27 protein-coding genes and 2 pseudogenes are annotated in these 25148 nt (G+C 60.1%); 18 read left to right on the top strand and 11 right to left on the bottom strand.

Going from position 1 to position 25148, the window contains the following annotated elements:
- The 3 genes from grpE to VNM72_11450 all read left to right on the top strand — a co-directional run.
- Positions 1 to 209, top strand: a 209-nt coding sequence (gene grpE / locus VNM72_11460) for a nucleotide exchange factor GrpE (GenBank protein HXF06016.1), incomplete at its 5' end; no start/stop codon positions are given.
- On the top strand, positions 206 to 925 hold the full coding sequence (locus VNM72_11455) for a sulfite exporter TauE/SafE family protein (protein HXF06015.1): 720 nt from the start codon (positions 206 to 208) through the stop codon (positions 923 to 925). The genes grpE and VNM72_11455, both read left to right, overlap by 4 nt.
- A 13-nt stretch (positions 926 to 938) precedes the next feature.
- Positions 939 to 1733 carry a glutaminyl-peptide cyclotransferase gene (locus tag VNM72_11450; GenBank protein HXF06014.1) on the top strand — a complete coding sequence of 265 codons (795 nt, stop codon included), beginning with the start codon at positions 939 to 941 and terminating at the stop codon, positions 1731 to 1733.
- Between the two features lie 13 nt (positions 1734 to 1746).
- Here VNM72_11450 and VNM72_11445 read toward each other — a convergent pair whose 3' ends face one another.
- The 9 genes and pseudogenes from VNM72_11445 to VNM72_11405 form a co-directional block, all read right to left on the bottom strand.
- Positions 1747 to 2271: a dihydrofolate reductase gene (locus VNM72_11445; GenBank protein HXF06013.1), complete on the bottom strand. Its 525-nt coding sequence runs from the start codon at positions 2269 to 2271 to the stop codon at positions 1747 to 1749.
- Positions 2268 to 2741 (bottom strand): annotated as a pseudogene (thyA, locus tag VNM72_11440) (thymidylate synthase). Before thyA (VNM72_11440) ends, VNM72_11445 begins: the two are co-directional and overlap by 4 nt.
- Positions 2742 to 3320: 579 nt before the next feature.
- Positions 3321 to 3623: pseudogene (gene thyA / locus VNM72_11435) on the bottom strand (thymidylate synthase).
- A 147-nt stretch (positions 3624 to 3770) separates the two neighbouring features.
- The gene (locus VNM72_11430; GenBank protein ID HXF06012.1) at positions 3771 to 4670 is read right to left on the bottom strand and encodes a VWA domain-containing protein; all 900 of its coding nucleotides are present in this window, start codon (positions 4668 to 4670) and stop codon (positions 3771 to 3773) included.
- Positions 4671 to 4704: 34 nt separating this feature from the next.
- Positions 4705 to 6468: a PDZ domain-containing protein gene (locus VNM72_11425; protein ID HXF06011.1), complete on the bottom strand. Its 1764-nt coding sequence runs from the start codon at positions 6466 to 6468 to the stop codon at positions 4705 to 4707.
- Positions 6465 to 7160 carry a hypothetical protein gene (locus tag VNM72_11420; GenBank protein ID HXF06010.1) on the bottom strand — a complete coding sequence of 232 codons (696 nt, stop codon included), beginning with the start codon at positions 7158 to 7160 and terminating at the stop codon, positions 6465 to 6467. The genes VNM72_11425 and VNM72_11420 overlap by 4 nt, the downstream gene beginning before the upstream one ends.
- Positions 7157 to 7783: a sigma-70 family RNA polymerase sigma factor gene (locus VNM72_11415; GenBank protein ID HXF06009.1), complete on the bottom strand. Its 627-nt coding sequence runs from the start codon at positions 7781 to 7783 to the stop codon at positions 7157 to 7159. The genes VNM72_11420 and VNM72_11415 overlap by 4 nt, the downstream gene beginning before the upstream one ends.
- 164 nt (positions 7784 to 7947) lie before the next feature.
- The gene (locus VNM72_11410; GenBank protein ID HXF06008.1) at positions 7948 to 8382 is read right to left on the bottom strand and encodes a hypothetical protein; all 435 of its coding nucleotides are present in this window, start codon (positions 8380 to 8382) and stop codon (positions 7948 to 7950) included.
- Positions 8383 to 8420: 38 nt separating this feature from the next.
- On the bottom strand, positions 8421 to 8843 hold the full coding sequence (locus tag VNM72_11405) for a hypothetical protein (protein ID HXF06007.1): 423 nt from the start codon (positions 8841 to 8843) through the stop codon (positions 8421 to 8423).
- Positions 8844 to 9189: 346 nt separating this feature from the next.
- Here VNM72_11405 and VNM72_11400 point away from each other — a divergent pair, with 346 nt between their 5' ends.
- Positions 9190 to 11607: an ATP-binding protein gene (locus VNM72_11400; protein ID HXF06006.1), complete on the top strand. Its 2418-nt coding sequence runs from the start codon at positions 9190 to 9192 to the stop codon at positions 11605 to 11607.
- A gap of 133 nt (positions 11608 to 11740) precedes the next feature.
- On the top strand, positions 11741 to 12916 hold the full coding sequence (locus VNM72_11395; GenBank protein HXF06005.1) for an aminotransferase class I/II-fold pyridoxal phosphate-dependent enzyme: 1176 nt from the start codon (positions 11741 to 11743) through the stop codon (positions 12914 to 12916).
- 22 nt (positions 12917 to 12938) lie between these two features.
- Here VNM72_11395 and VNM72_11390 read toward each other — a convergent pair whose 3' ends face one another.
- Positions 12939 to 14159: an MBL fold metallo-hydrolase gene (locus VNM72_11390; protein ID HXF06004.1), complete on the bottom strand. Its 1221-nt coding sequence runs from the start codon at positions 14157 to 14159 to the stop codon at positions 12939 to 12941.
- Between the two features lie 541 nt (positions 14160 to 14700).
- Between VNM72_11390 and VNM72_11385 the strand changes: the two genes are divergently transcribed.
- From VNM72_11385 to VNM72_11350, 8 genes are all read left to right on the top strand, one after another.
- Positions 14701 to 15891: a di-heme oxidoredictase family protein gene (locus tag VNM72_11385; GenBank protein HXF06003.1), complete on the top strand. Its 1191-nt coding sequence runs from the start codon at positions 14701 to 14703 to the stop codon at positions 15889 to 15891.
- A gap of 176 nt (positions 15892 to 16067) precedes the next feature.
- Entirely contained in the window at positions 16068 to 16244 is a 177-nt protein-coding gene (locus VNM72_11380; protein ID HXF06002.1) for a helix-turn-helix domain-containing protein, read from the top strand.
- 504 nt (positions 16245 to 16748) lie between these two features.
- Positions 16749 to 17009: a hypothetical protein gene (locus VNM72_11375; GenBank protein ID HXF06001.1), complete on the top strand. Its 261-nt coding sequence runs from the start codon at positions 16749 to 16751 to the stop codon at positions 17007 to 17009.
- Positions 17010 to 17018: 9 nt separating this feature from the next.
- On the top strand, positions 17019 to 17351 hold the full coding sequence (locus tag VNM72_11370; GenBank protein ID HXF06000.1) for a hypothetical protein: 333 nt from the start codon (positions 17019 to 17021) through the stop codon (positions 17349 to 17351).
- Between the two features lie 203 nt (positions 17352 to 17554).
- Positions 17555 to 17866 carry a hypothetical protein gene (locus tag VNM72_11365; GenBank protein HXF05999.1) on the top strand — a complete coding sequence of 104 codons (312 nt, stop codon included), beginning with the start codon at positions 17555 to 17557 and terminating at the stop codon, positions 17864 to 17866.
- A 36-nt stretch (positions 17867 to 17902) separates the two neighbouring features.
- Positions 17903 to 18352, top strand: coding sequence for an ABC transporter permease subunit (locus VNM72_11360; protein HXF05998.1), 450 nt, complete (start codon positions 17903 to 17905; stop codon positions 18350 to 18352).
- A 4-nt stretch (positions 18353 to 18356) separates the two neighbouring features.
- Entirely contained in the window at positions 18357 to 18617 is a 261-nt protein-coding gene (locus tag VNM72_11355; protein ID HXF05997.1) for a hypothetical protein, read from the top strand.
- Between the two features lie 188 nt (positions 18618 to 18805).
- On the top strand, positions 18806 to 20263 hold the full coding sequence (locus tag VNM72_11350) for an ABC transporter permease subunit (GenBank protein ID HXF05996.1): 1458 nt from the start codon (positions 18806 to 18808) through the stop codon (positions 20261 to 20263).
- 38 nt (positions 20264 to 20301) lie between these two features.
- Here the strand turns inward: VNM72_11350 and VNM72_11345 are convergent, their stop codons facing one another.
- Positions 20302 to 20574 carry a hypothetical protein gene (locus VNM72_11345; GenBank protein ID HXF05995.1) on the bottom strand — a complete coding sequence of 91 codons (273 nt, stop codon included), beginning with the start codon at positions 20572 to 20574 and terminating at the stop codon, positions 20302 to 20304.
- Positions 20575 to 20696: 122 nt separating this feature from the next.
- Between VNM72_11345 and VNM72_11340 the strand changes: the two genes are divergently transcribed.
- Genes VNM72_11340 through purQ form a run of 5 tightly spaced genes read left to right on the top strand, consistent with a single transcriptional unit; the run spans position 20697 to position 25132 of the window.
- Entirely contained in the window at positions 20697 to 21971 is a 1275-nt protein-coding gene (locus VNM72_11340) for a pitrilysin family protein (protein ID HXF05994.1), read from the top strand.
- Positions 21972 to 22013: 42 nt separating this feature from the next.
- Positions 22014 to 22808, top strand: a complete 795-nt coding sequence (locus tag VNM72_11335) for an MBL fold metallo-hydrolase (protein HXF05993.1) — start codon at positions 22014 to 22016, stop codon at positions 22806 to 22808.
- Positions 22805 to 24133, top strand: coding sequence for an adenylosuccinate lyase (gene purB, locus VNM72_11330; protein ID HXF05992.1), 1329 nt, complete (start codon positions 22805 to 22807; stop codon positions 24131 to 24133). The genes VNM72_11335 and purB overlap by 4 nt, the downstream gene beginning before the upstream one ends.
- Complete coding sequence (gene purS, locus VNM72_11325) at positions 24130 to 24375, top strand: phosphoribosylformylglycinamidine synthase subunit PurS (GenBank protein ID HXF05991.1); 246 nt, start codon at positions 24130 to 24132, stop codon at positions 24373 to 24375. Before purB ends, purS begins: the two co-directional genes overlap by 4 nt.
- A gap of 52 nt (positions 24376 to 24427) precedes the next feature.
- Positions 24428 to 25132, top strand: coding sequence for a phosphoribosylformylglycinamidine synthase subunit PurQ (purQ, locus tag VNM72_11320; protein ID HXF05990.1), 705 nt, complete (start codon positions 24428 to 24430; stop codon positions 25130 to 25132).
- Positions 25133 to 25148 lie beyond the last annotated feature (16 nt).

Here is a 25148-nt window from a genome sequence, read left to right as displayed (position 1 = left end):
GCGTCCGACGGATCGAAACTATCGGCAAGCCGTTCGATCCGACGCGCCATGAGGCGATCTCCACCGAAGAGCGGGACGATCACGAGGAGAACACCGTCATTGACGAGTACCAGCCCGGCTACATGATCGGAGACCGATTGTTGCGGCCGGCTCGCGTCAAAGTGGCGACGCGGGCCGCTCAGTCGAAGCCCGAGGAGACGGACCCGTGACGGACGCAGCCCCTCTGACGCTTAGCCTGGCGGCGGGGTTCCTTTTCGGGATCAAACATGCGCTGGATCCCGATCACCTTGTGGCGGTCTCGACGATCGTCGCCGAGCACAAGAGCCTCTGGCGGTCCTCACTGGCGGGAATCTTCTGGGGCATCGGTCACACGATCACCCTGGCAGTGGTCGGTTTGGTCGTACTCGGTTTCAAGGTGACGGTGCCACCGGCGCTCGCCCACAGCCTGGAGCTTATCGTTGGCTTCATGCTCGTCGTATTAGGTCTGGCCGTGGCCGTTTCCCTCATGCGGGAGAAGGTTCACCTCCATCGCCATGAGCACGACGGGTACTGGCATACCCACCTTCACTCGCACAAGCACCGCCCCGATCACGCGCACGCCCATCCCGATTTCGGGGTTTATAGGCCACTTTTTGTGGGCATGGTTCACGGGCTGGCTGGCAGCGCCGCTCTGACCGTGCTGGTTCTGTCGGCGATGCCGTCGGTCCTTCATGGCCTTTTTTATCTCGCCCTGTTCGGTCTCGGTTCGATTGTCGGGATGATGGCGATGAGTACGCTCATCGGCTCGCCGTTTGCTTACACGGCCCGACGGTTCGAACGCGCCAACCTGGTGATTCGCACGCTGGCGAGCGGCACGAGCATCGGCCTCGGCCTCATCATCATCGCCGAAATGGGTTCGCGGCTTGGACTTTTCCCCCTCAGGTGAGGAAGAGACGATCATGGCTCGCTGCCTCGGTGTCGTTCTGATTCTGCTCGGAGCTGAAGGGATAGCGGGTTTTGCGCCGCGGACGCAGACTCTGACGCTCTCGCCGACGCTGATTTACACCTATCAGATCGTCAACGTCTATCCTCATGATCGCACGGCCTTCACCCAGGGGCTTGTCTATGACAACGGCGTGCTCTACGAAAGCACCGGTCTTTACGGGCAATCGAGTCTGCGTCAGGTGGAACTGGAGACGGGAAAAGTCCTCAAGCTCTATCGGCTTCCTGAGAACTATTTCGGCGAAGGTCTCACGCTGTGGAAAGACACGCTCATTCAATTGACCTGGCGCGAGCAAGTCGGCTGGGTCTATGACAAGGAAAGCTTCCAGCCGCTGCGCCAGTTCACCTACCGGACCGAGGGCTGGGGGCTCACTCATGATGGTCAGCATCTGATTATGAGCGATGGGACGGCGACATTGCGCTTCCTCGATCCGGAGACGTTTAAGGAAGTCAAGCGCCTGGTCGTCCGTGATCGAGGCGTTCCCGTCTCCTCTCTCAACGAACTGGAATTCGTCAAGGGCGAGATCTACGCCAACGTCTGGTTGACCGAGCGAGTCGCTCGAATCTCCCCCAAGACGGGACGGGTTCTGGCGTGGATCCATCTGGCGGGCTTGTTGACGGAGGAGGATCGCCGTCCGCCGGTGGACGTCCTCAACGGCATTGCCTACGACGCTGCCGGAGATCGCCTGTTTGTCACCGGCAAGCTCTGGCCCAAGCTCTTCGAGATTAAACTCATCCCCAAACGGCGTTGAGAATTCAGGAGGATCAGCCGGTCCCGGTGGAACGAACGAGTTTCGCGGGCTCCTCGCGTTTCCGTTCGTAGACGAGGAAGCGATGAGGGTAAGGATTCTCCTCGTCGGCATCGTAATGCTCCTGGCTGATGAGCTGCCAGTCAGCCTCGTTCAGGGGAGGGAAGAAGGCGTCGCCGGTGACCTCCTGCTCGATCAGGGTGAGATAAAGACGGTCGGCAAGCGGTAGCGTTTGCCGGTAGATCTCGGCGCCTCCGGCGATGAAGACTTCGTCCCCGAAAGCCAGCGCCAGCGCCTCATCCAATGTGTGGGCGACGACAACGCCCGGCGGCGCGTAATCGGATTGGCGCGTGAGGACGATGATCGTTCGCCCGGGAAGAGGCCGCCCGATGGATTCATAGGTCTTGCGTCCCATAATCAGGCAATGTCCCATCGTCAGGCGTTTGAATCGCCGGAGATCCGCCGGCAACTTCCACGGCAGGCGATTGTCGCGTCCGATGACGCGATTTAACGACATGGCGACGATGATCGAGATCGTCATACCGCCACGGGAGCTTTGATCGGAGGATGGGGGTCGTAGCCGATCGGGGTGAAATCCTCGTAGCGAAAGTCGTCGAGCGATCGCACCTCGGGATTGAGCAACATCCGGGGCAGCGGTCGGGGTTGCCGACTGAGCTGCAATCGTGCCTGTTCGAGATGGTTCAGATAGAGGTGGGCATCGCCAAGGGTGAGAATCAGCTCCCCCGGCTGCAGGTGGCATACCTGAGCCATCATCATCGTAAGCAGCGCATAGGAGGCGATGTTGAAGGGAACACCGAGAAACACATCGGCACTGCGCTGGTAGACCTGGCACGACAGGCGTCCCTCGGAGACATAAAACTGAAAGAGAAGATGGCAAGGAGGCAGGCTCATGCGTTCGAGTTCCGAGACGTTCCAGGCGCTGACGATGATCCGGCGCGACGTGGGCGCGTGCTTGATGAGAGCGACGGCTTCTTTGATCTGATCGCGGATGCGCAGGCGAGGTCGCAGTCCCGACGCCGTTTCCACCGATGTGAATCTCCACCCCTGATGAGTCTCGCTCTCTCCCCGAAGGCAGCCCTCCACCGCCTGTTGATCAAGGCCGTAGTCCCGGCACAATCCGGCCACGTTCAAGGTCACGATGCGCTCCCCCCAGGGGCTCTCGGCCAGGATCGCCGGACCGGCATTAAGGACTCGCTCCTGTTTGCTCAGCCAGAGGCAGGTCTTGGGACCGTACTTGTTGGTTGCGTAGTATTCGACATCCAGTTCGTACTCGTCAGGAAACTCCCGCTTAAGCAGCCCATTGGGGAGCTGCGGCGCGTCGGCGAGAAAATTGTTGAAGTCGTGCCACCGCTCATCCACGAATATGCCGCGTCCACCGTACTCGGGATAGTCGGGCCAGGAGGGATCGTAGCAGCGATGGAGCATCTGGCTCCAGACCTCGTAGAGATGCCGCGTCCACTCGGATTCGTCGCGCCGCTGCAAACCGTAGCCGACGCCGGCCACGAGCCCATCCCGGAGAGTGATCGGCGGCGACTCGAAGACCGTGGGGACGACGAACTCGATCTGTTCCCAGCGCCGCCACTGCTTGCCATAGATCGGCCCCAAAGCTCCATCCTCCCGCGCCCACTCTCGCCAGATGGTTACGCCGCGACTCTCCAGCCAGCGATTGTTCGTTTCGCCGTGAAGAAACCACAGCAGCTCGTTGATGATCGAAGGGAGGTGGAGTTTCTTCGTCGTCAGCAAGGGGAAGCCCTGGTTCAGATCGAACCGCATCTGATAGCCGAAGAGGCTCAGCGTGCCGACTCCCGTTCGGTCAGCCCGTTTGACGCCACGCGTTAAAATCTCATTGAGGAGATCGAGATATTGCCGCATCGTCCCATGACCTCACCGGAGATGTGGGGCAACTTCTGCAGCCTGTGGTTTGGCAGACCGGAAAGTCCGCGCGGCCTGTGGCGCACGCTCCCTCCCCCACGAACACCTCCTCCGGAAGAGATTCTATGTCAGAAGACGGCGCATGCGCTATTTCTTGATGAAAAGGCGGTAACCCGTTGTGGCCGTCAAGCGCGCGTCCGATCGGGACGCGCGCACCTCGATGGGAATCTTTCCCGCCGGACTCTCGCTGACGGTCGGGGCGTAACCGAGCACGTAATGATAGCGGAGATGGCGGGCGAGCGCGCCCAGCTCACGGGGAAGCGTCGCATCGGTGCGATACCACTCGCCCCCGGTCGCTTGGGCCAACCGTTCCAGATAGTCGTTTTTTCCACCCCGACGCCGCGTGGCGTAGATGGGATAGATCGTCACGAAACTTCGACTGGCCAGATCGAGCGTTTCATCCCGTTTCGCCTCTCGACTCCCGGCGTCCTCGCCGTCGGTGACAAGGAGCAAGGCCGTACGCGCCCGGCCCTGCTCGGTCAAGCGCTCGAGGGCGATGGCCACGGCATCGTAGAGCTTGGTCACATCGCGGGGATCGTGCGCTGGCTCCAGCTTCTTCAGGACCGTTTGCAAGCGCTCCGGGTTGAACGTGAAGTCGGTCTCGAGCGTGACGTTGCTGCTGAAGGAAATGACGGAGACCTCATCGTAAGGCCCCAGGCTGAGGATGAAATCCACAAGCTGTTCGGTCACCGGTCTGAGCCATTCAATCATGCTGGCGCTCGTATCTATGAGCAGGACGATCTTGAGCGGAGCCTGCGGGGGAAGGAAGCGACGAATCGGTTGTTCGCGTCCGGCTTCGCGGACGGTGAACTCTTCGAGTCGAAGATCAGTGAGTGGCTTCCCGGTCGCATCGAAGGCGCTGACATTGACCCGCACCAGGAGAGGCTGTTGCGGTACTCCCCCCGGGACGATGCCGCTCGTTGCCACGAGCCCGAAAGCGAGGAGACAGCTCAGTTGGTGAGATCGGGAGAATCGTCTCGATGGCATCCTCGGTGACATCAGCGATCAGGCGGAAGGCGTCTCATCGTGACAGCCGCAGGGAGACGACCAGAGGCTGACGGTCGCGCACAAGGCCAACGGAGAGAGTAGTCGAGTCCCGCCATTCAATGAGCCGCAACACCCGGAGAAGATCACGGCGCGTGGGCGTGTGCGTGCCGTTGATCGCGGTGATGATGTCTCCCGCTCGGAGTCCGGCACGAGCCGCCGGGCTCCCGGCAGTGACTTCCGTGATGAGGGGGCCAGGGCGATCCGCCACGCCGAAGAACGTCGCCAGTTGCTCGGTCAAATCGGTCACCTTGAGTCCAAGCTGGGTGAGCGTAATGCGGGAGGACGGTCGGTGGTCACCCGATGCGGAGATTGTTCGCTCAGACGGACGCCGCGGGGGAGCAGAAACCGGTACCTCGGCCCGTTCCGTGGGCGCACCGGCAAAGGATGCGGGGCGATCCTCAATGCGGGTCGTAATCGCCTGCCGCGTCCCCTCGCGCCAGACATCGAGCGTGACTTCCTGGCCAATTGGCGTGGTGGCGATCAGTTCGGCCAGATGATCCACCGAGGAGAGGCGCTGCCCGTTGAACGAAAGCAGGACATCACCGGTTCGCACTCCGGCGCGGGCCGCCGGACCTTCGGCGACAACATCGGTGATGATGACGGCTTTCTCAGGTAGATTTCTCAATCGAGCCCGTGTGGCCTCATCAGTTTCCGCCAGATTCGTCGCGCGAATTCCCAGCCATCCGCCGAAGCGCGTGAGGATATTCGCTGCGGCAGCCGTCGTGCTGCGAGTGCTTTGGGCCAGGCGGGCTTTAATCTTCTCGGCAGTGGCCGTCGTGGCTTTCGCCATCTGCCGGGTCAGTTGCTCCACCAACTGGCGCAGCGTCGCAATGGGATTGAGAAAGTAGGTCCTCGGACTCACTTCCTCGGCGACGCCGATGACTTCGTTCTTGTCGTTGAGGACAACGCTCCCATCGGCGGACCATTCGTCATCGGAGACCTCGACGATGACGGCGGGATGTTTCTCCGCCGTGTCGCCGACGATCCTTTGCGCGAGCCGGGCTGAGTCGAGTTTCCACCGCAGCGACCACAGCTTCGATGGCTGGGAGGGTGCGGCTCGACCGGGCAAGGACGGGGATGATCCTGAAGCCGACTTCAGTGGCGCAGTAGGCGGCTGAGGAAGAGCGAACCGGTCATCTCGCCCCAGGCCCAGCGAAGACAGCAGAGCCTTGTGTTCCTCGGTCAGATCGGGCACCTGAGAGATGATCTGAACCGGCAACGCCTCGGTCGGTGTCGGCAGCGGAGCGAAAGGCGGCGGTGCGATGCCTAAGCCGGGAACCTCGATGACGGTATAGCCGCTGGTTTCGTCACAGCCGATGCGGGTCGGATGAAACGTCCGTCCATCGGCAGTAATGACGGTGACATCTTCCGGGCGAGCCTCCGGGCTGATGGTGGCCAGTCGGACGAGAATTCGTCCCGCCGGGTCAATCACAATACCCGATGTCACGTTGGTGATGTGCTGTGTCGGCGAGATACCGTCGAGGGCAGCCACCCGAAGGCCACGCCGACGCAAAGTCGTGACCAGATCGCTCACACGAGCACGATGAATCACCGTCACGAGCCAGGGGGTCTCCCTCGCCTCCGGTTGTTGCGCCGGGTTTGCGCTCCGGGATTCGGCAAACGCCGGTACTCCCCAGACGATGAGCAGAAGGACGATCCAGAGTCGCCACCGCTCTCGGCTGCCTGACGATCTGTGCTTCACCATGGCGGTGAGCCGGCTGTCCTCGCCTTTCCTCATAGCACTCCTCGTTTCTCCTCCCGGATGAGTCGTGTGCTCACATTCAACGGAAAGAGAGGACGGGAGCCAAACACCACAGGGGGAATCGGAACAATGCTCTCTTCGTCGGTCTCTTCATCGCGGATGAACAGGACGACTCCCGTGCTCGCCGATTCCATCGCCAGCCGGGGATGTCCTGCCACGGATGAACGGGAGCGCGGTAAGGAATCGGCGGCCGCCACTGTTTCCTCCGGGGACGTGTCGCTCGGTGGCGATGATTCGGACAACGAGGGAAGAGAAGGCGCAGGCGATGGGGACGGCTGTGCTCCGGTCTCGGGGCGAATGTTCGCCGTCGCCGTTTCGCTCGAACGAGGCGATACCTGTGGCGGTGTCTGCTGCGAGATGCGGAAATAAATTACGCCGGCGACCGTCGCCACGAGGAGCGAAGCCGCTAGCGCCATCGAAGGAGCGGCGAAGAGGATGCGCCTGACCGAGGGGATCGCCCGATGCTCGGCCAGACGGTGGCGCAGGCGATCGTCAAAGTCCTCGGGCACAGCGACGCGCTCATGTTTCCACTCGGCCAGCAGGTCATAGACGCGGCGCATCTCCTCAGCGTAGGCGCGGCAATCGGCGCAGCGGGCCAGATGGTGAGTCACCTCCGCCGAGGCGATGTCGCTCGGATCGAAACGCGCTCTCACCTGATGACATGTCATGGTTCTCTCTCCCGCATATAGGCGCGGAGTTTTTCCCGCAGGAAGCTGCGGGCGCGATTAATTCGCGATTTGACGGTTCCCACCGGGAGCTGCAAAATGGCGGCGATGCGGTCGTACTCCAATCCCTCGATGTCCCGCAGAATGATGGCGGCCCGGTATTTCTCCGGCAAGGAAGCCACCGCCCGCCGAACGACGCGCCGCTGCTCGTCCTCCAGCAGTTGAGCATCCTGGAGCGGTCGCGTGTCGGGCAGATCCAAATCCTTATCGTCACCGGCGTCGGTCTCATCCGAACTGGCGAAGAAGGAGACGAGCGAGATCAGATTCCAGCGTTTTCGCCGCCGCAGCTCGCTGATCGCCAGATTACTGGCGATTTTGTAGATGTAGGTGGAGAAGTGGTGATTGGCGCGGTAGCGATCGGCGTGCGTGTAGAGGCGCACGAACGTCTCCTGAGCCAGATCAACGGCCGTCTCGTAATCGCTCACCATCCGATAGATGTAGTTGGTGATGGGCGAGCGGTACCGGCGCACCAGCTCATAAAACGCTGATTCATCACCGGCGCGCGTCGCCACCATCAGCTCATGATCGTCGCGCGCGTGGTACGGGAGCGAAGCCACCGTCGCCACCTCGGTCTCACACCTGATCGCCCTCGCCTGAGCCGACATCTCCCTCTCACTCTGACGCTCACTGGCTGACACGTCCGATGCCGCCGCCGGTTCCAAAAAAGCGGCTCCGGGTGACGCCGGTGGCTGGTTCCTCGTGTTCGGACGGACGGTCCTGGCCATGGTTCTCAATGGATGCGGTCGCTGGTGATCCGATCCATCGGTTCGGAGGGGAGCACGCCCACCGGGAGCCGCTGCTCGGCAAAGAGCATCGAGTTCACCAGCGTTTGCACGATATAATCCCCGGCAACCGGGAACGTCACGTTAGCAAAGACCGTGACATTGTCGGCGTAGCCATCGGGCGGAATATGAAAGCTCGTCGGATGTGACGCCACAATCGCCTGAGAGCGCTCGGGCGAGAGAATGCGCACCTCCGACAGATACTGACCTTCCCCCCGCCAGTGGTTCAACACGGCGAACTTCAGGACCGTCACCGGAACATGGGGAACATAAATGGCATGAAACACCCCGACGAGCGTCAGCTTGTTGCCGACCTCCAGCCGGACATCATCGCACAGGATCGAATAAACCAGTTCTATTCGCGGCTGACGAATCTCATCCATAGATGGCGATTGGCTCGATTGGCTTGCTCTCGCATGCCTTAGTGTCGCCACATCCGCCGGGCTTTGAAATCCTTCTCCTCTCGCGTTCCATCCGGACGGATGGTGGTCATCTTTCCGATCAGCTCGTCTTCAGTCATCCGACCGCTGAAGCGAAGCGTCGCGCCGGCGACCCGGACGGTAAAGGTGAGATGATCTCCCCGGGCCGTTCCGGTGAAGCGATAGTGAGTTCCTTGAGGATTCTGCTCGAAGACAATATAAGACCCGCGAATCTCATCACCCTCCCGGGTGATGCGGATATTGGCTCCAACCAGGGCATTACGCTCGACGCTCCATCGGAGATTGGAATACATTCGCGTCGTAGCTACCGGCTCTTCCGTCTGCCCCTGTCCCAGGGCCAGAGTGAAAAGGCCCGCCAGAAGGAGGGCCCCGCACGCGACGATGTTTGGTGATTTTCTCATCATTGCCCGCTCCTCCTGAATTATCGTCGTCGTTCTAAGACATGCGGCTTTATCATAGCACAGGCCAGGCGAAACTTCGATCACGAGGAGGAAGGGATTCCCGTCGCGCGCTGCCTCAAGGGGAGTTGCCCTGAGCGCATCCCGGATGGAACCTTTGCCTGACCGGCGACCGATGGCTCATCCAGGGGGCTGAGGGAGGCTGTTGTGGTGAGCCCTTCCGAAATGACCGAATCCCGGGCGGAGCGCTCGACGCCCTCGTGGTGATGGAGCGTTTTTCGATTCCTTCTTCCGCCGGACTTCGTGTAAGCTTATCTCCCGTTTGCGATATGGAGATAAGGAGCGTGTCATCGTGAGAGAGATTCGACGATTGTCGGCCGAAGACGTGTATGCCGCGTGCGATCCCACGGTCTTCGATTTTGAAACGACGGCGAGCTTGCCGCCTCCCGCTGGGTTCATCGGACAGAAGCGGGCGGTATCGGCGATTCGTTTTGGCTTGAACATCGAATCCCGGGGCTACAATTTGTTCCTCACCGGGCCGCCGGGTACGGGCAAGACGAGTCTCATCCGTGCCATGCTCGATGATCTGGCCCGCCAGAGGCCGGTTCCGGGGGATGTCTGTTTGGTCAATAATTTTCGGGATCCGGATCGGCCTCGGGCACTGCATTTGCCGGCTGGAATGGGTCGCCAGCTCAAGCGCGATATGGATGGTTTCATCGCCCGACTGCGGGAGGAGATTCCCAAGGCGCTCCAGAGCAAAGAGTACGAGGATCAGCAAGCGGAGATCGTCCGCCGCTATCAGGAGTCGAGTGCTGCCCTGTTTGCGCAACTGGAGCAGCGGGCCAGCCGCGAGGGGATTCAGTTTCGCATCACTCCCACAGGGATCGTCACCCGCCCGCTCGTCAACGGCAAGCCCATCAGCCAGGAAGAATACGACGCCCTTCCCGAGACGGTTCGGGAAGCGCTGCGACGGCGATTGCAGGAGTTCAACGAAGAGATCGCCCGACTGCTCGATGACGTGAGAGCACTCGAACGCCAGGCCCGTGAGAGAGCCGAGGAGCTGGAGCGGCTCACCCTCCTGTTCATCGTTCGCCAGTTCGCCGACGAACTGAAGCGTCGGTATAGCGACTATCCGGAGGTGCTCGACTATCTCGATCAGGTTCAGGAGAGTGTGCTGGAGAATCGCGAGGTCTTCAAGCGCAAACCCGAAGCCGAGCCGACGCCCGGCCTTCGGGTGGAGGAGACCTCACCTTTTGTCCCCTACCAGGTGAATGTACTGGTGGATAACTCCGACACGCAGGGCGCTCCCATCGTCTTCGAGCCCAATCCGACCTACACCAATATGTTCGGGGCCATCGAGCGCGAGGCTCGATTTGGCGCTCTGGTGACGGACTTCACCAAGATCAAAGCCGGTTCGATCCTCCGCGCCAACGGGGGCTTCCTCGTCGTTGAAGCGCTGGACGTATTGAAATATCCCTTCGTCTGGGATTCCCTCAAGCGCGTCGTCGAAAGCGGCGAGTTGAGGATCGAAGATGTTGCGACCCAATACGGGTTGGTGAGTACGACGGGGTTGCGGCCCGAACCCATCGCCGTGGATGTGAAGATCGTTCTCATCGGCAGTCCGCTCCTGCACCTGTTGCTTTACACCTTCGACGAGGATTTTCGCAAGCTCTTTAAGGTGAAGGCCGACTTCGATACTCAGATGGATCGCACGCCGGAGAATCTCCTGCAATATGCGTATTTCATCAAATCCTGCTGCGATCGGGAGGGGCTGGCTCACTTCGATCGAGATGCTGTCGCCGCCATCATCGAGTACAGCTCGCGGCTGGCCGGAGATCAGACCAAACTCTCGACGCAGTTTGGCGAGGTCTCGGATGTTCTGCGGGAGGCCAGCTTCTGGGCGCGTCAGGCGGGTCACGCGCAGGTCACGCGCGCCGATGTCGAACGCGCCATCGAGGAGAAGATCTTCCGCTCCAATCGCGTCGAGGAGCGGATTCAGGAGATGATCGCGCGCGGTGACATTCTGGTGGATGTGACGGGAGCCGTTCCCGGGCAAATCAACGGATTGGCCGTTCTGAGTCTCGGCGATTACAGTTTCGGTCGTCCGACGCGCATCACCTGCGAGACCTTCATGGGACGAGAAGGCGTCATCAATATCGAACGGCGCTCGCGACTGAGCGGCAATATCCACGACAAGGGCGTGCTCATCCTCAGCGGCTATGTGGGGGCTCGCTACGCTCAGGATAAACCCCTGAGCCTCGCCGCCAGCCTCTGCTTCGAGCAATCCTACGAGATGGTCGAAGGCGATAGCGCCTCGGCGGCCGAGTTGATCGCGTTGCTGTCGAGTCTGGCCGGCGTCCCCCTCAAGCAAAATATTGCCATCACCGGATCGGTCAACCAGAAGGGTCAGATTCAACCCATCGGCGGAGTCAACGAAAAGGTCGAGGGCTTCTACTATGTCTGCAAAGCTAAGGGATTGACCGGCGACCAGGGCGTCATCATCCCTCATCAAAACGTCAAGAACCTGATGCTGCGGCGAGAGGTCGTCGAGGCCATTCGCGAGGGGAAATTTCACATCTATCCGGTTGCGACGGTGGACGAGGCGGTGGAAATTCTCACGGGAATGGAGGCCGGAGAGAAGGACGCTCACGGCCAGTTCCCCGAGGGGACGTTCAACTACCGGGTGAACGAACGACTCCGCCAGTTGGCCCGCGAGCTTAAAGAACTCGCCCGAGCGAGAGAAGAGAAGGAGGAGCAGGACGGCCAATGACGCTCGGACGACCGCGATCGAGATATCGCACCGGATCCGCTGCGTTCTCCGAAGGAGTGCGCGTCGTTGGCGCGGTGCGACCTGCGCCGGCGTTTCAGATCGCTGCTGTGTGAGGAGAGCCATGATCGCGCCGATGAAGAAACTGACGTCGGACAAAGCTGATCAGTTCACCGAATCGGTCATTCGAGAGATGACCCGCCTGGCTCTGCAGTACGGGGCGGTCAATCTCGCTCAGGGATTCCCCGACTTCCCCGCTCCCGAGGAGATCAAACGGGCGGCCATCGAAGCCATTGCCGCTGACATCAATCAATATGCCATCACCTGGGGAGCTAAATCCTTCCGCGATGCCATCGCCGAGAAAACGCGGTGGTATCTCGGTCTGGAGGTGGATCCGGAGACGGAGATCACCGTGACCTGTGGCTCCACCGAAGCGATGATGGCCGCGATGCTGGCCGTCGTGAATCCGGGAGACGAGGTCATCATCTTCGAACCGTTCTACGAAAACTACGGACCGGATGCGATTCTCTGCGGTGCCCGGCCGCGCTACGTGTCGCTCACTCCTCCCGATTGGACGTTCGATCCTGATGAACTGGCCGCGGCCTTCACAGACCGAACCAAAGCCATTATCCTCAATACGCCGAACAATCCGACGGGGAAAGTTTTCACCCGTGATGAGCTGAGACTGATCGCCGATCTGTGTCAGAAGTGGAATGTGGTGGCGATCACCGATGAAATTTACGAGCACATTCTCTACGATGGAGCTGAGCACATTGCCCTGGCCACGCTCGATGGCATGCGCGAGCGCACGATCACCATTAACGGGCTGTCGAAGACCTACAGCGTGACGGGCTGGCGCGTGGGATACGTTCTGGCTCCTCCGGCCATCACATCGGCCATCCGCAAGGTGCATGATTTTCTCACCGTCGGCAGCGCCGCTCCGTTGCAGGAAGCCGGCGCCGTGGCCCTGCGCTTGCCGCGAAGCTACTACGAGAAGCTGGCATCAGACTACGCCGCGCGACGGGATCGCCTCTATCGGGCGCTCGTGGCGGCGGGCTTTCACGCCTATCTCCCGCGCGGCGCCTACTACATCATGACCGACATCAGCCGGTTCGGTTTCCCCGATGATGTCACCTTCGCCACCTATCTCGTTCAGGAGATTGGTGTCGCCGTGGTCCCCGGCAGCAGTTTCTATCACGATCCCCAAAAAGGTCGCACCCAGGTGCGGTTTTGCTTTTGCAAGACGGACGAGACGCTCGATCTCGCCGCCCGGCGATTGATGACGCTGCGCGAGCGCGTGCTGTCGGCCTGAGCGCACGTCGGTGCCGCCATCTTCATTCGCCCCGGGACGAGCGCTCGGGTTTCCGCCGGGTGAAATAGGTGTAGACTTCCGTCACCGTCCGGGCCACTCCGGCGGCGAGCGAGGGGGCCCGCGTCGGTCCAAAGACGGCCACCGTCTCCCGCTGGACGCGTTCGCCCTGTCCCCCGGTCATGAGCGAGCGAAACTGATCCGGCAGAAGCGTCCGACGCAGTTCCTCAAGAGAAGCACCGCGTTCAATGCCCCGCTTGACCAGCTCGACCAGCTCCTCAATGTAGGCCCGCATGAACGCCACGACCGATTTATCGTGCTCAACCGCTCCGTGTCCGGGAACGACTCGCGTGAAATCGAGTCGCTCGAGCGCGGCCAGCGTTTGCGGCCATTCTTCGGGGTAACCGTCACCGAGATAAGGCAACATCCCCTGCAGGAGGTCTCCGGTGGCTACCACTCGCTCGCTCGGTACGTAGACGACAATGTCTCCGGCCGTGTGGCCGCGTCCGAGAAAGAGGAGGTGAATTTCTCGAGTGCCGTCATGGATGACCAATCGGTCGTCGAAGGTGATCGTCGGCAGGGTGATTTGCGGCGGTGTCATCTCTTTGATGTAGGCTTCGATCTCGCCGATCTGGTTCACGAGTTGCTGCCGCTGGTCCTCATCGGTCGCCTGAGCGAGCTGGCGTCGCAACGTTTCGACCTGCCGCGAGAGGCTCTCCAGTTGCTGCCGCAAACGCGACGTGCCTTCCCGGGCGAGCCATTCCCGCGTGGCCGTTGATGCGACGATGTCCGCCTTCATCCCGAAAGTATTCGGATAGACGGCATTGCCCTGAGCATGATCCCAGTGAAAGTGCGTGTTGATGATATAGCGTACCGGTCGGTCGCCGATCTCGGATCGAACCTGAGCGAGCAAGGCGCGCGCCGCCGACGGTTTGGAGTGAGAATCCACCACCAGGAGATGATCCGACCCGACGATTATCGCGGCGTTGCAATTGACGAGCATCGCCGGTCGCGCAATGGCCGCGTAGACATTCTCCGTCACCCGTTCCAGCCGAAAGAGCGGGGGCTGACCTGCGGCCTCCTGCCCGAACCTGGGTCCTACCGGCTGAAGAAGCGACCCTCCGGGCAGTCCTGCTGCCGCCGTCATTGTCCCAACGGCTCCAAGTCCGGCGAGAACCTGCCGCCGTGTCACCCCGGAAGGGGAATGAGCGTGATTCCCCGATGCAGTCTGATGGTGCGTGCGCATGACTGACCTCCGCTCCCAAAGATCATCTATCCAGCCGGGCCAGACTTATAGAGGACCGCCGAGGAAATGTCAAAAGCAGGATGGGTGACCCCTTCTTCAGGTTTGTGGCGCGGGCTTTCCCCCTGCGCATGCCCCGCAGACGGCAAAGTCTGCGCTAGGTGGCTTCCCCGCCTGCGGCTTTTTCGTCCCTACCCGTCTGATTCCGGTGGAACTGGTGTGGAATCACGCCAGGGGCAGCGATCTGGTGGACTTTTTGCTTTAAGGATGCGCACGACCTGTGCAGGGGGCGGTTGTCACTTCCATCGAGACTGCCGGTGGCGGAGTCCCTCTCATCCCTTCCGGCGTGGCGGATTGGCATTATGACCGTTCCTTTTTCACTTAGCGGAGGAAAAACCGAAATTTTTTTGTTCCCCCCTCAAATAAATTTCGCTTTTGCAAAATAAATTAATACGGAGCGTGGATCCATGCTTCCCCGCGTACGGGGTGCCACAGGAGCCCCCAACCGGGCTAAGCAGCAACTCACATAAGGAGGGGAACCAAAATGAAACACTTAAAGCTGGTAATGGCGCTGCTCTTTGTCACGTGTTGGGCCTGGGCTCCGAGCGGTGAGGGAACGAGCCGTCAGGAGTCCGGCGCCGGTTTTGGTGATCCCTTACCTGGTCTGTCGGCAGAACAGATGGCTCTTTTCCTCGAGGGGAAGGAGGACTTCGAGGAGATCGAAGAAGTGGCTGATGGCCTGGGTCCAGTGTTCAATGCGCGAGGGTGTGCCGAGTGCCATGCCGTGCCGGTGACCGGAGGCTCGGGCATCACTAACGAGGTGCGAGTGGGGTTCCGAGATGTGGACGGAACATTTCGGGATGTGCCCGGAGGATCGCTCATTCAGATCTTCTCGGTTGCTCCCGATCGGTGTCAGGAGAGGATTCCGGCGGAGGCCAACGTCGTGGCCTTTCGTCAGGTTCAGCCGCTTTTTGGCATCGGCTTGATCGAAGCCATCCCGGAGGAGGCAATTGTCGCTCAGGCTGATCCGGAGGATCGCGACGGCGATGGAATTTCCGGGCGGGCTGCGCGGGTATTGGATCTGGCGACCAACCGCGTGCGTCTGGGGCGATTCGGCTGGAAGGCCCAGCAGGCGAGCTTGCTCGGTTTCGCTGGTGATGCCTACCTCAACGAGATGGGCATCACTAACGATTTGGCTCGTGAGGAGAATCCTCCTAATGGAGATATGGCGCGACTGGCCGAGTGTGACTCTGTTGCCGATCCCGAGGATGTCCCCGATCCGATGACGGGACGCCGGGGCATTGACAATTTCGTCAACTTCATGCAACTTCTTGGCCCGCCGCCACGTGGCCCCATTACTGAGGCCGTCCGTCGAGGAGAACAGATCTTCACCACCATTGGCTGTGCCCGCTGTCACACGCCTGCGTTTCAAACCGGCGACCATCCCATTGCCGCTCTCAGCCGCAAGACGGTGCCGCTCTACTCCGATCTGCTGTTGCACGACGTGGGAACGGGAGATGGGATTCCTCAGGGCGATGCCGGGCCAACTGAGTTTCGCACGCCGCCTCTGTGGGGACTGCGGATGAGTCGTCCATTCCTCCACGATGGGAGCGCCGCGACCATTGAGGAAGCAATCCGGCGGCATGCAGGAGAGGCCCGTCGGGTTACCGAGCGATTCTTGATGCTCACACCGGCCGAACGCGCGGACCTGCTCGCCTTCCTGGAATCGCTCTGAAGAAGTTCGACGATCTACATCTCTCAGGGTCGGTGGTTCTGACCAAGGTTAGTGTATCTTGCACTAACCTTGGACTTTGGCTTTCTCGGTTCAGATGGCGATTCCACATTGGTGGGCGACAGTCTCTTTTGCAATCGCCGACGCTCGCTTGTCTTTTCCTGCGGAGGGGAAGACCTATGATGCGAGTGGGTCACTTTTATTGTCCGGTTTGTGAGCAGGAGAGGGCGATGATGACGGTTCAGCATGCGGCTGAGGTTGTGGGAGTGACGGTTCGGACCATCTACCGATGGATCGAGCAGCAGAAGGTGCATGCGGTGCCTGTGGCCAGTGGCGCATCTGTAAGGAGTCGCTGATTCTGTATGACCGGGCGCGCAGAGAAACGGCGTGCTGAAGGTTTCACGGTCATCGTCTGACCGGGCGGAGGCAGTTTTCACTGGTGGTGAAAGGCCGGGGAGTGTGCCCTGGCAGCTCCGGTGGCGGGGTACTTGAACGTTCAACAAGAGGAGATTGGGTCACCCGGCAAAGCCGGCGAGGAGTACCGGGGATTGTTGCGTCCCGGATGCAAGCTCCAGTACATCTTTACCGCGCGGGAGATGAAGCATCGTGGTTGCTCCTGCCTGGCGGTCTTCGCTATTTTGGTTGGTGAAAGGGAGGCAAGCAGGCTGGTCACCCCGGCATGAGCCTGGCAGCACACCCCGGGCGGCGCATTGCCGGAGGGCGTGCCTGAAGCCGCTTGCCCGATACAAGTTCCGTCTACCATGCAAGATTTTGTGACATTTTATGACACCCGCTGACAGATACAGCCTTGAGACCTATCTCGGTTGGGATAAGATAGGGCCGCAAGCGGAGGTGAGGGTATGGAACTTGTCCCGGAACGCACTCTCCGACTGAAGTCACTGGAGGTCGTAAAGAAGAAGGAGAGTTGGTTCTTCATCCTCATTACCGCAGTCTTAATCGCCAATATTCTTGTGCTCATCACGCTCTTTCGACGATATGACTTTTTCTACTGGCTGAAGTCCTCTCCGTCGGAGATAGAACATGTTCATCTGATTGACGAAAAGCGATCTGCGACAGTTAGTGGAGAAGCATCTGCTGGGAGGCTTCCCTTATGGGAATGAGGGACCGACATGAAACCGGGACAGCGACTTCCACCCTATCGGCTTATGGACGTGCGAAGCGGCAAGAGTCTCACTCTCCGGGATCTTGACCGGGCTGAAGGAACTATCGTCTTTTTCACGGCGAGCTGTTCGTTGTGGAACGTGTCGCGTTATTTTGATCAACTGCGGGGCATCGAAGTGGGGCGAAGGAGTTCTGGTCCCTATCATTTCATCTTCAGTCACACTTTTTGGGCCGCTCAGGTGGAGAGGCTCGCCCGCGAGCGAGAGATCGTATCGGCGGTGTATCTGGCCATGGAGCCATTTGATCTTGTGGAGTCTTCTGAGGCGACAGTCGGTAAATAGGTGTAGTTGTAAGTGCGGCGAGTACTGTGATTGTAACTCAAAAGAAAGCAAGGTGAACGCGATGGTGAAGATTGGGCAGGTGATTGCAGCCATCCTCGCCGCCATTTTCTAGGGGCCAAAGGACGGGCATCGCCGGGTGGAGGGCTTGTATCCGGTGGTGCTTTGCGTGCGAGAGCGTGGTGCTCTTTGCCGGAAAGAGGTTGTTGCTGAATCTGCTCGAGTTTCGCTTTCTCGGCGCAGTGGTTGTCGTGTTGCTTTTGTTTGGCCTGAGTGTGATCAATCACAAGCGGTCCTACCACGAGGAACGACGTGACCTGGAACAGGAGCAGGAGGAGCGTCAGGGGGAGGTTTACAATGCGCGGGTCTACCGGCAGGTGATTCTCACGATGTTTCGGCCGCTCTCTCCTCTGACCACGCTGGTGACGGGTGTGGGCGGACGCTACGGAACCGTGGCCCGGATGGGCGGGCTCTTTGGCGTTGATGCTCCGGACGATCCCCGCCCGTTCAAGACGTAAACGCTGGTCCGGACAAATCCCTTCCTCACGGGAGTCTTGAGCCTGGATTTTTCTCACCTGGTGTTATTGTTCTTTTCGCTGCTGGCGATATTTCTCACCTACGATGCTATCTGCGGCGAGCGCGAGCAGGGGACGCTCCGACTCTGCTGGTCTTACAGTGTGCCTCGATTTCGCCTCCTTTTCGGCGAATATGGGGGAACGCTTGTCACTTTACTCTTGCCGCTGGCCGTGATGATCCTTCTTTGGCTCATCATCCTGCGGCTTCCCCCGTCGCTCCCCATGGACGGGGCTGACTACGCACGACTCGCTCTGATCGCGGGATTCACCATCCTCTTCGTATCGGGATTTATCTTTCTGGGGTTCTGGGTCTCGGCTTTGACGCGAAGTTCGGCGGCGAGTCTAGCTCTGCTGTTGGTGATCTGGGTGGGACTGGTGGTTGTTTTATCCGTCGTCTTTACCTGTGCTCGTTCGAGCGAGCCTAACTGATGGGGTGACGACATCCGGAGGAATCTTTCAGCCGTGGACGCCCGAGCGCGCCGACGCCCTGTGGCAACAAAACCTGCGACTCTCCCGCTCGATGGAACGCCTGATGTGGCTGGTTCCTACGACGAGTTACGTTATGTCTTGCGAAGCTCTGGCTCAATCGGACGCGGGAGCGCACATTCGCTTTGTCAGCCAGGCGAGGTGGCAGAACGGGCAACTCAAGGGGTGGCAAGAGGAGAAGCTTCGCCTCTATCCCGGACGTTTATGAAAACACTCCGCTTGACCTGACCAACCTCCCGACGCCGCACTATGAGCCTGAATCGCTCGGAGAGTCTCTGGACCGCGCTCTGCCTGCCATCGTGACGCTCCTCGTATTCAATCTCATCGGATGCGTGGGTGGGCTGAGAGCGATAATGACTTACTCCCCAACTCTGTGATCGTGGGAGGAGAGCGCCGATGCTGATGCTCCTCGTCATAAAGGAGATTCAAAAACGCTTCTATGACCTGCGCTTCTTTCTCCTGTTGGCCGTCTCCCTGGTGATGGGGGTCACGGCGACGGCCCTCTCGATGTGCCAATATCGCCACCGTCACAAGGAATATGTGCGGCTGCGCTCTCAGGCCGAGCAGCAAACGACGCTCGATCGCACCTATGTGGTGAAACCTCCGAACCCTCTGCTCTTTATCCGCGACGGCGAGCAAGACGCGCCGATTCTCCTTAAGATGGAACCGGCAGTCCTTCACTATGTGGAGAGCGCTGACACGACTGAACGGCCGCTGGTTGAGACGGCCATTCCTTTCGACTGGGCTTTCCTGATCGTCTACGTCTACAGTTTTCTCGCCGTTTTGATGACCTATGATAGTGTTGCCGGAGAAAAACAATCGGGGACGTTACCGCTCGTGCTCGCCGGGAGCTGTCGTCGTTGGACGGTCATCCTGGCCTGTTTTGTTGGCAATGTGGTTGTCCTGTGGGTGCCGTTAGTGCTGACTGTTGGGCTCAGTCTGCTGGTGATCCTCCTGATGGGCCCAGTCGAGTTGGGGGCACGCGAATGGCTCAGAATCGGCATCGCCCTCATGCTCTCGGGACTCTTCATCACCATCATGGGGACGGTGGGCTTGTTGGCCTCGACGGTCTTTTATCGGGCTTCAACGGCTTTGGTGGTTTCCCTCATTCTCTGGATCGGGATGGTCATCGTCTTTCCCAACGGGGTTCGCCTGGCTGTCGAATCCTGGGGTCGAGTGCCGTCGCTTCATGAGCTTCAAGAGAATCTGGAGGGGGCGAGGCGGGCGAAATGGAGCGGGTTGAGTCTTTCGGGGGAAGTGTTGTGGGCGGCGGTGACCTATCCCGGACTGACGGAGTCTCAGAGGGAGAAACTCATCGCTGCCGTCCAAGCCAAAATCTATGCTGATCACGAGCAAGTCCTGGAAAAGTTCGCTGTGACTACAGGACAGATCCTCGCTTCCTATTACCGTGAGGTCGCCCAGCAGGCCGAGCGCATTCGTTTCTTCAGCCGTTCCTCTCCGGCATTTTCTTACCAGTTTGCCCTGGAAGGAATAATCCCGGCAGGGTATGTCAGACATGCGCAGTTTCTCGCGGCCGCCGAGCGATACCTGGATTCTTATACGACGGTTGCTCGCCGCCTGCGGCGGCTTCTGCGCCCTCAGGCGCATGTCGAAGGAGGATTTACCCGGTTCACCTACAAGGGGAGGGTCTATCAGCTGAATGGGATTGAAAAAATCTCCTACGCCCACGTGCCGTTTGATCGGCGTCAGCTTCCGCGATTCCAGATGCCATTGCCCTCACTGTCGGAAGCGGCTGCCGGGGCCGCATGGGATATTCTGACGTTAATCCTCTGGACGGGGGTTCTCTTCGTTGGAGCCTGCGTGGCGTTCCTCCGCTATGACGTCCGCGCCTAGGGCAAAGTTTTTTCACCGGCTCTCGCGGCCCTGTTGACCTATCCTGTGGGTGGGAGTTCATCCATCTGCTCCCTGATCTGTCGCCTGCCTCGCAGGAGGGCATTTATTCCCGCTTCACCTGAGATTTTCGCTTCAAGCCCGCGCAACGTTTCGGCTGCTGCTTCACCGGGGAGAACGCTTCCCTCGACCGAAGAAAGAGGGAGTCCCGATAGGCGGATGGGGCGCTGATGCCATCCGGAGAGCGATCCCTGCTCGGCGAATCTGTGGGGATTTTTCTTCGGGAAAAGCTGACCGGGAAGCCGGGGAGTCATCGTTTTGTCTTGAGAACGCCCGGCGCTCGCGCAGTGTCGCGCGATGATCGGGCCGGACGGATCTGTCGGTTGCAGGCGTTTGTACGGATGTGCTAGTATTCAGCCTCTTGTCAGGCGGCGCAATGGTTGATCAGGAGATTAAGAAAACAGTCCTGCCCAGCGGACTGACCATCGTTACCGAGCAAATGAATCACCTGCGCTCGGTGAGCATTGGGGTGTGGGTTCGAGCCGGATCCCGTCACGAACCGCTCGATCAATGTGGCATCTCCCATTTCATCGAGCATCTGTTGTTCAAGGGGACCGAGCGGCGCACGACGCGCGATATTGCCATCGAGTCGGACATGCTGGGGAGCACCTTCGATGCCTTCACCAGTCATGAGTGTGCCGCCTATTCGATCAAAGTGCTCGATGAGCATGTTCCCCGGGCCTTCGATCTCATCGCCGATGTGATCACCCGGCCCCGGTTCGATCCGCAAGAGATCGAGAAGGAACGCAGCGTCATCGTCGAGGAGATGCGCATGGTCGAGGATACGCCGGATGATCTGGCCACCGAAATTTTCCTGAGGAATTTCTGGCCGAATCATCGGCTGGGGCGTCCCATCCTGGGAACGGAGGAGAGCCTCACCCGCTTGACGCGCGAGGAGATCGTCGCTCACTGGCAGAAGGTCTACACCCCGGCCAATCTCGTCGTTTCGGCGGCGGGTCACGTCACCCATGAGGAGATTGTGGAGCTGGCGGCCAGGTACTTCGAGGAGATTCCCGACAGCGGATTCCGTCCGCAGGACACACCGCCTCAAGCCTCGCCCACGATTGTCTTGCACCGCAAGGATCAGTTGGGACAGGTACAGTTGCTTTTCGGAGCCACCTGTCCGTCGTTGCTGTCGCCCGATCGTCACAGCGTGATGATTCTCAGTTCGATTCTCGGCGGCGGCGCCAGCTCACGCCTCTTCCAGTCCATTCGGGAGGATCACGGGCTCGCCTACTCCACCGGCGCGGGAACCTTGCAATACACCGATACGGGCCTTTTCTTCATCTATGCGGCCACGTCGCCGGAGAAGGTTCTCAAGGTCATTGATCTATGCATTGCGGAAATCGTTCGTCTGAAATCCGAGCCCGTCTCCGAGGAGGAGCTTCAGCGGGCCAAGGAGCAGGCCAAAGCCGCCACTATGCTCAGTCTCGAATCCTCCAACGCCCGCATGGGGCATATCGCTCAGCAGGAGATCTATTTCGGCGAGCAAGTTCCTTATGACAGCATCCTGGCGTGCATCAGTGCCGTCACCGCCGAGGATCTCCACCGGGTGGCCAATGAGATCTTCCATACCGAATCGCTGGCGCTGGTTGTGCTCGGCAGCTTGAATCATCTGGAGATTGACCGATCACGACTGGCCTGTGACTGACCGATTCTGCGTCTTCGCGCTCTCGCTCCAGGACGACAGACCATGCGCATCAACATTCTCGGCAGCTCCAGTTCGGGCAATGCGACTCTGCTGGTCTCCGGTTCGACGCGAGTCTTACTCGATGTCGGTTTCTCTCAGCGGGAGTTGACCCGGCGACTCCGGGAGATCGGTGAGGACATCTGCCGGGTATCGGCCCTCGTTATCACCCACGAACATGCCGACCACATCCGGGGGGCGCCCATTCTGGCGCGATCTCTGGGGATTCCCATTTTCATGTCGCGGGCCAGTCATGAGGCGTGGTGTCGCATGAATCCCGCGGACACGTTGACTGTCGCCGAGTTCATCGAAGCCGAGCGCCCTTTTGAAATCGGCGATATCACCTTCCGTCCGTTCTCCGTTCCCCACGATGCGGCGGAAACGCTGGCCTTCACCATCACGGCGCGTGGCGTTCGCGTGGGCTACGCCACCGATCTGGGATACATCCCCCAGATGGTCGCCGAGCATCTTCGGGGCTCCGATGTCCTCATTCTCGAAGCCAATCACGATGTGGAGATGTTGCGCGCCGGCCCGTACCCCTGGGCGGTCAAGCAACGCGTCATGAGCCGTCACGGGCATCTGTCCAACGATGAGATGGCCCGATTCCTGCGCGAGGATTTCGACGGCCGAGCCGAGATCATCACTCTGGTTCACCTGAGTCGAACCAATAATCATCCCGAGATCGCCCGCCTGGCGGCCCTCCAGGCACTCTCCGAGCGACAGCCCCCACTGAGCGGTGATCTGGAGCAGCGGATTCGTCTCGCTTTTCATGATCGCCCGAGCGAGTGGATTGACCTATGATTCCCCGCTACACCCTTCCCGAAATGGGCCAGCTCTGGAGCGACGAGAATAAGTTTCGCACCTGGTTGAAGGTCGAGCTGGCCGTCTGTGAGGTTCAAGCGGAACGCGGGATGATCCCCGCCGAGGCTCTCGACGTCATCAAGCGAAAAGCCCGCATAAACATCGCGCGCATCCAGGAGATCGAGGCTCGCGTCCAGCATGATGTCATCGCCTTTCTCACGGCCGTGGCCGAGGAGATCGGGCCGGAGGCGCGATTCGTGCACTACGGAATGACGTCCTCGGATGTCCTGGATACGGCGATGGCGCTGCTTTTGCGCGACGCCAGCGATGTGCTGCTCGACAAGCTCGCGCGACTGGCCGAGGTGTTACGCCGTCGGGCCTTCGAGTTTCAGTACACGCCCATGATCGGGCGCACGCACGGCGTTCATGCCGAGCCGACGACCTTCGGTCTCAAACTCGCCCTCTGGTATGCCGATACCGAGCGGAATCGGGAACGCCTCCGGCGAGCGCGCGACATCGTCAGCGTGGGCAAGATTTCCGGCGCCGTCGGCACCTTCGCGCACCTTGATCCCGAGGTGGAAGAAAAGGTGTGCGCTCGCCTCGGTCTTACGCCCGACCCCATCTCCACGCAGATCGTGCAGCGCGACCGTCATGCGGAATTCCTGGCGACGCTGGGCATCATCGCCTCCTGTTTGGAGAAGATCGCCCTGGAGATTCGCCATCTCCAGCGAACGGAAGTGCGAGAGGCGGAGGAGTTCTTCAGCCCGGGACAAAAAGGGTCCTCGGCCATGCCGCACAAGCGCAACCCCATCGCCTCGGAACAAATCTGCGGGCTCGCGCGCGTCGTGCGCGCCAACGTCCAGGCGGCTCTGGAGAATATCGCCCTCTGGCATGAGCGGGATATTTCCCACTCCTCGGTCGAACGCATCATTGTGCCGGAAAGCTGCATCCTCACCGATTACCTCATCCATCGAACCACGCGACTGATCGAGAATCTGGTCGTCTATCCCGAACGGATGATGGAGAATCTTCAGGCGACGCGCGGCGTGATCTTCAGCGGGGATCTGCTGCTCGCATTGACCGAGCGCGGGATGAGTCGGGAGGACGCCTATGAGATCGTTCAACGCCTGGCCCATCGCGCCTGGGACGAGCGAGCGGATTTCGCCGCCCTCGTTCGCCGCTCTCCGGAAATCACCGGGCGCCTGCGTGCCGACGAGATTGACGAGATTTTCAGCCTCCAGCGCCTGTTGCGCCATGTGGATACCATCTTTCAGCGCGTTTTTGGAACCGCTCAAAACGATGAGCGGCAGAGGACGTCATCATGAGAGCACTCATCCACGTTCGGTTGAAACCGGGAGTTTTCGATCCTCAGGGGAAGACGATTCACCAGGCCGCCGAGACGCTCGGCTATCACGGGATCCGCGAGATTCGTCAGGGGAAGTTCTTCGAGATCGAGCTGGATTCGGTGCTCTCTCCTGAGGCCGCCCGCGACCTGATGGTCAGACTGGCCGATGAACTTCTGGCCAATCCCGTCATCGAGGACTTTACGGTCGAGATCCTGGAGTGAAGATGCGGGCCCCCAAAGACCACCCGACATTTCCCGCCGGAGGTGACCGGTCATGAAATTCGGCGTTGTGGTATTTCCCGGATCGAACTGCGATCACGATGCCTATCACGTCATCAGCAAAGTGCTGGGCCAGCCGGTGGAGTTCATCTGGCATCGCGCCACCACGCTCGGCGATGTGGATGCCGTTATCCTTCCCGGCGGATTCTCCTATGGAGATTATCTTCGCGCCGGTGCCATCGCGCGCTTCAGCCCCGTCATGCAGGCGGTGAAGGAATTTGCCGCCCGCGGCGGATTCGTCATCGGCATCTGCAACGGCTTTCAGATTCTCTGCGAGAGCGGCCTGCTGCCCGGCGCCCTCATGCGGAATCGAAACCTTCAGTTCATCTGTCGCTTTGTCCACGTGCGCGTCGAGAGCACCGATACGCCCTTCACCACGATGTACCGGAAGGGGCAGGTGCTGCTTCTTCCCATCGCTCATGCCGAGGGGAATTACTACTGCGACCGCGCCACCTGGGAGGAGCTTCGGCGCGAGGATCGCATCATCTTCCGTTATTGCGACGCTCAGGGGAACATCACCGAGGCCGCCAATCCCAACGGATCGTTCGATAACATCGCGGGAATTTGCAATCGGCAGCGAAACGTCCTCGGCCTCATGCCTCATCCCGAACGGGCCTCGGAGGAGATTCTGGGCAGTTGCGACGGGCGGGCGCTCTTTCACTCGCTGGCCACCGTGCTGGCCGAGATCGGCAGAGACTGACGTTTAGATCGGGTGC

It is taken from the genome of Blastocatellia bacterium (genome assembly GCA_035573895.1).
Taxonomy (GTDB): domain Bacteria; phylum Acidobacteriota; class Blastocatellia; order HR10; family HR10; genus DATLZR01.
Note: the sequence above shows the minus strand (reverse complement) of the source record. Positions and strands in the feature narration are given on the sequence as shown.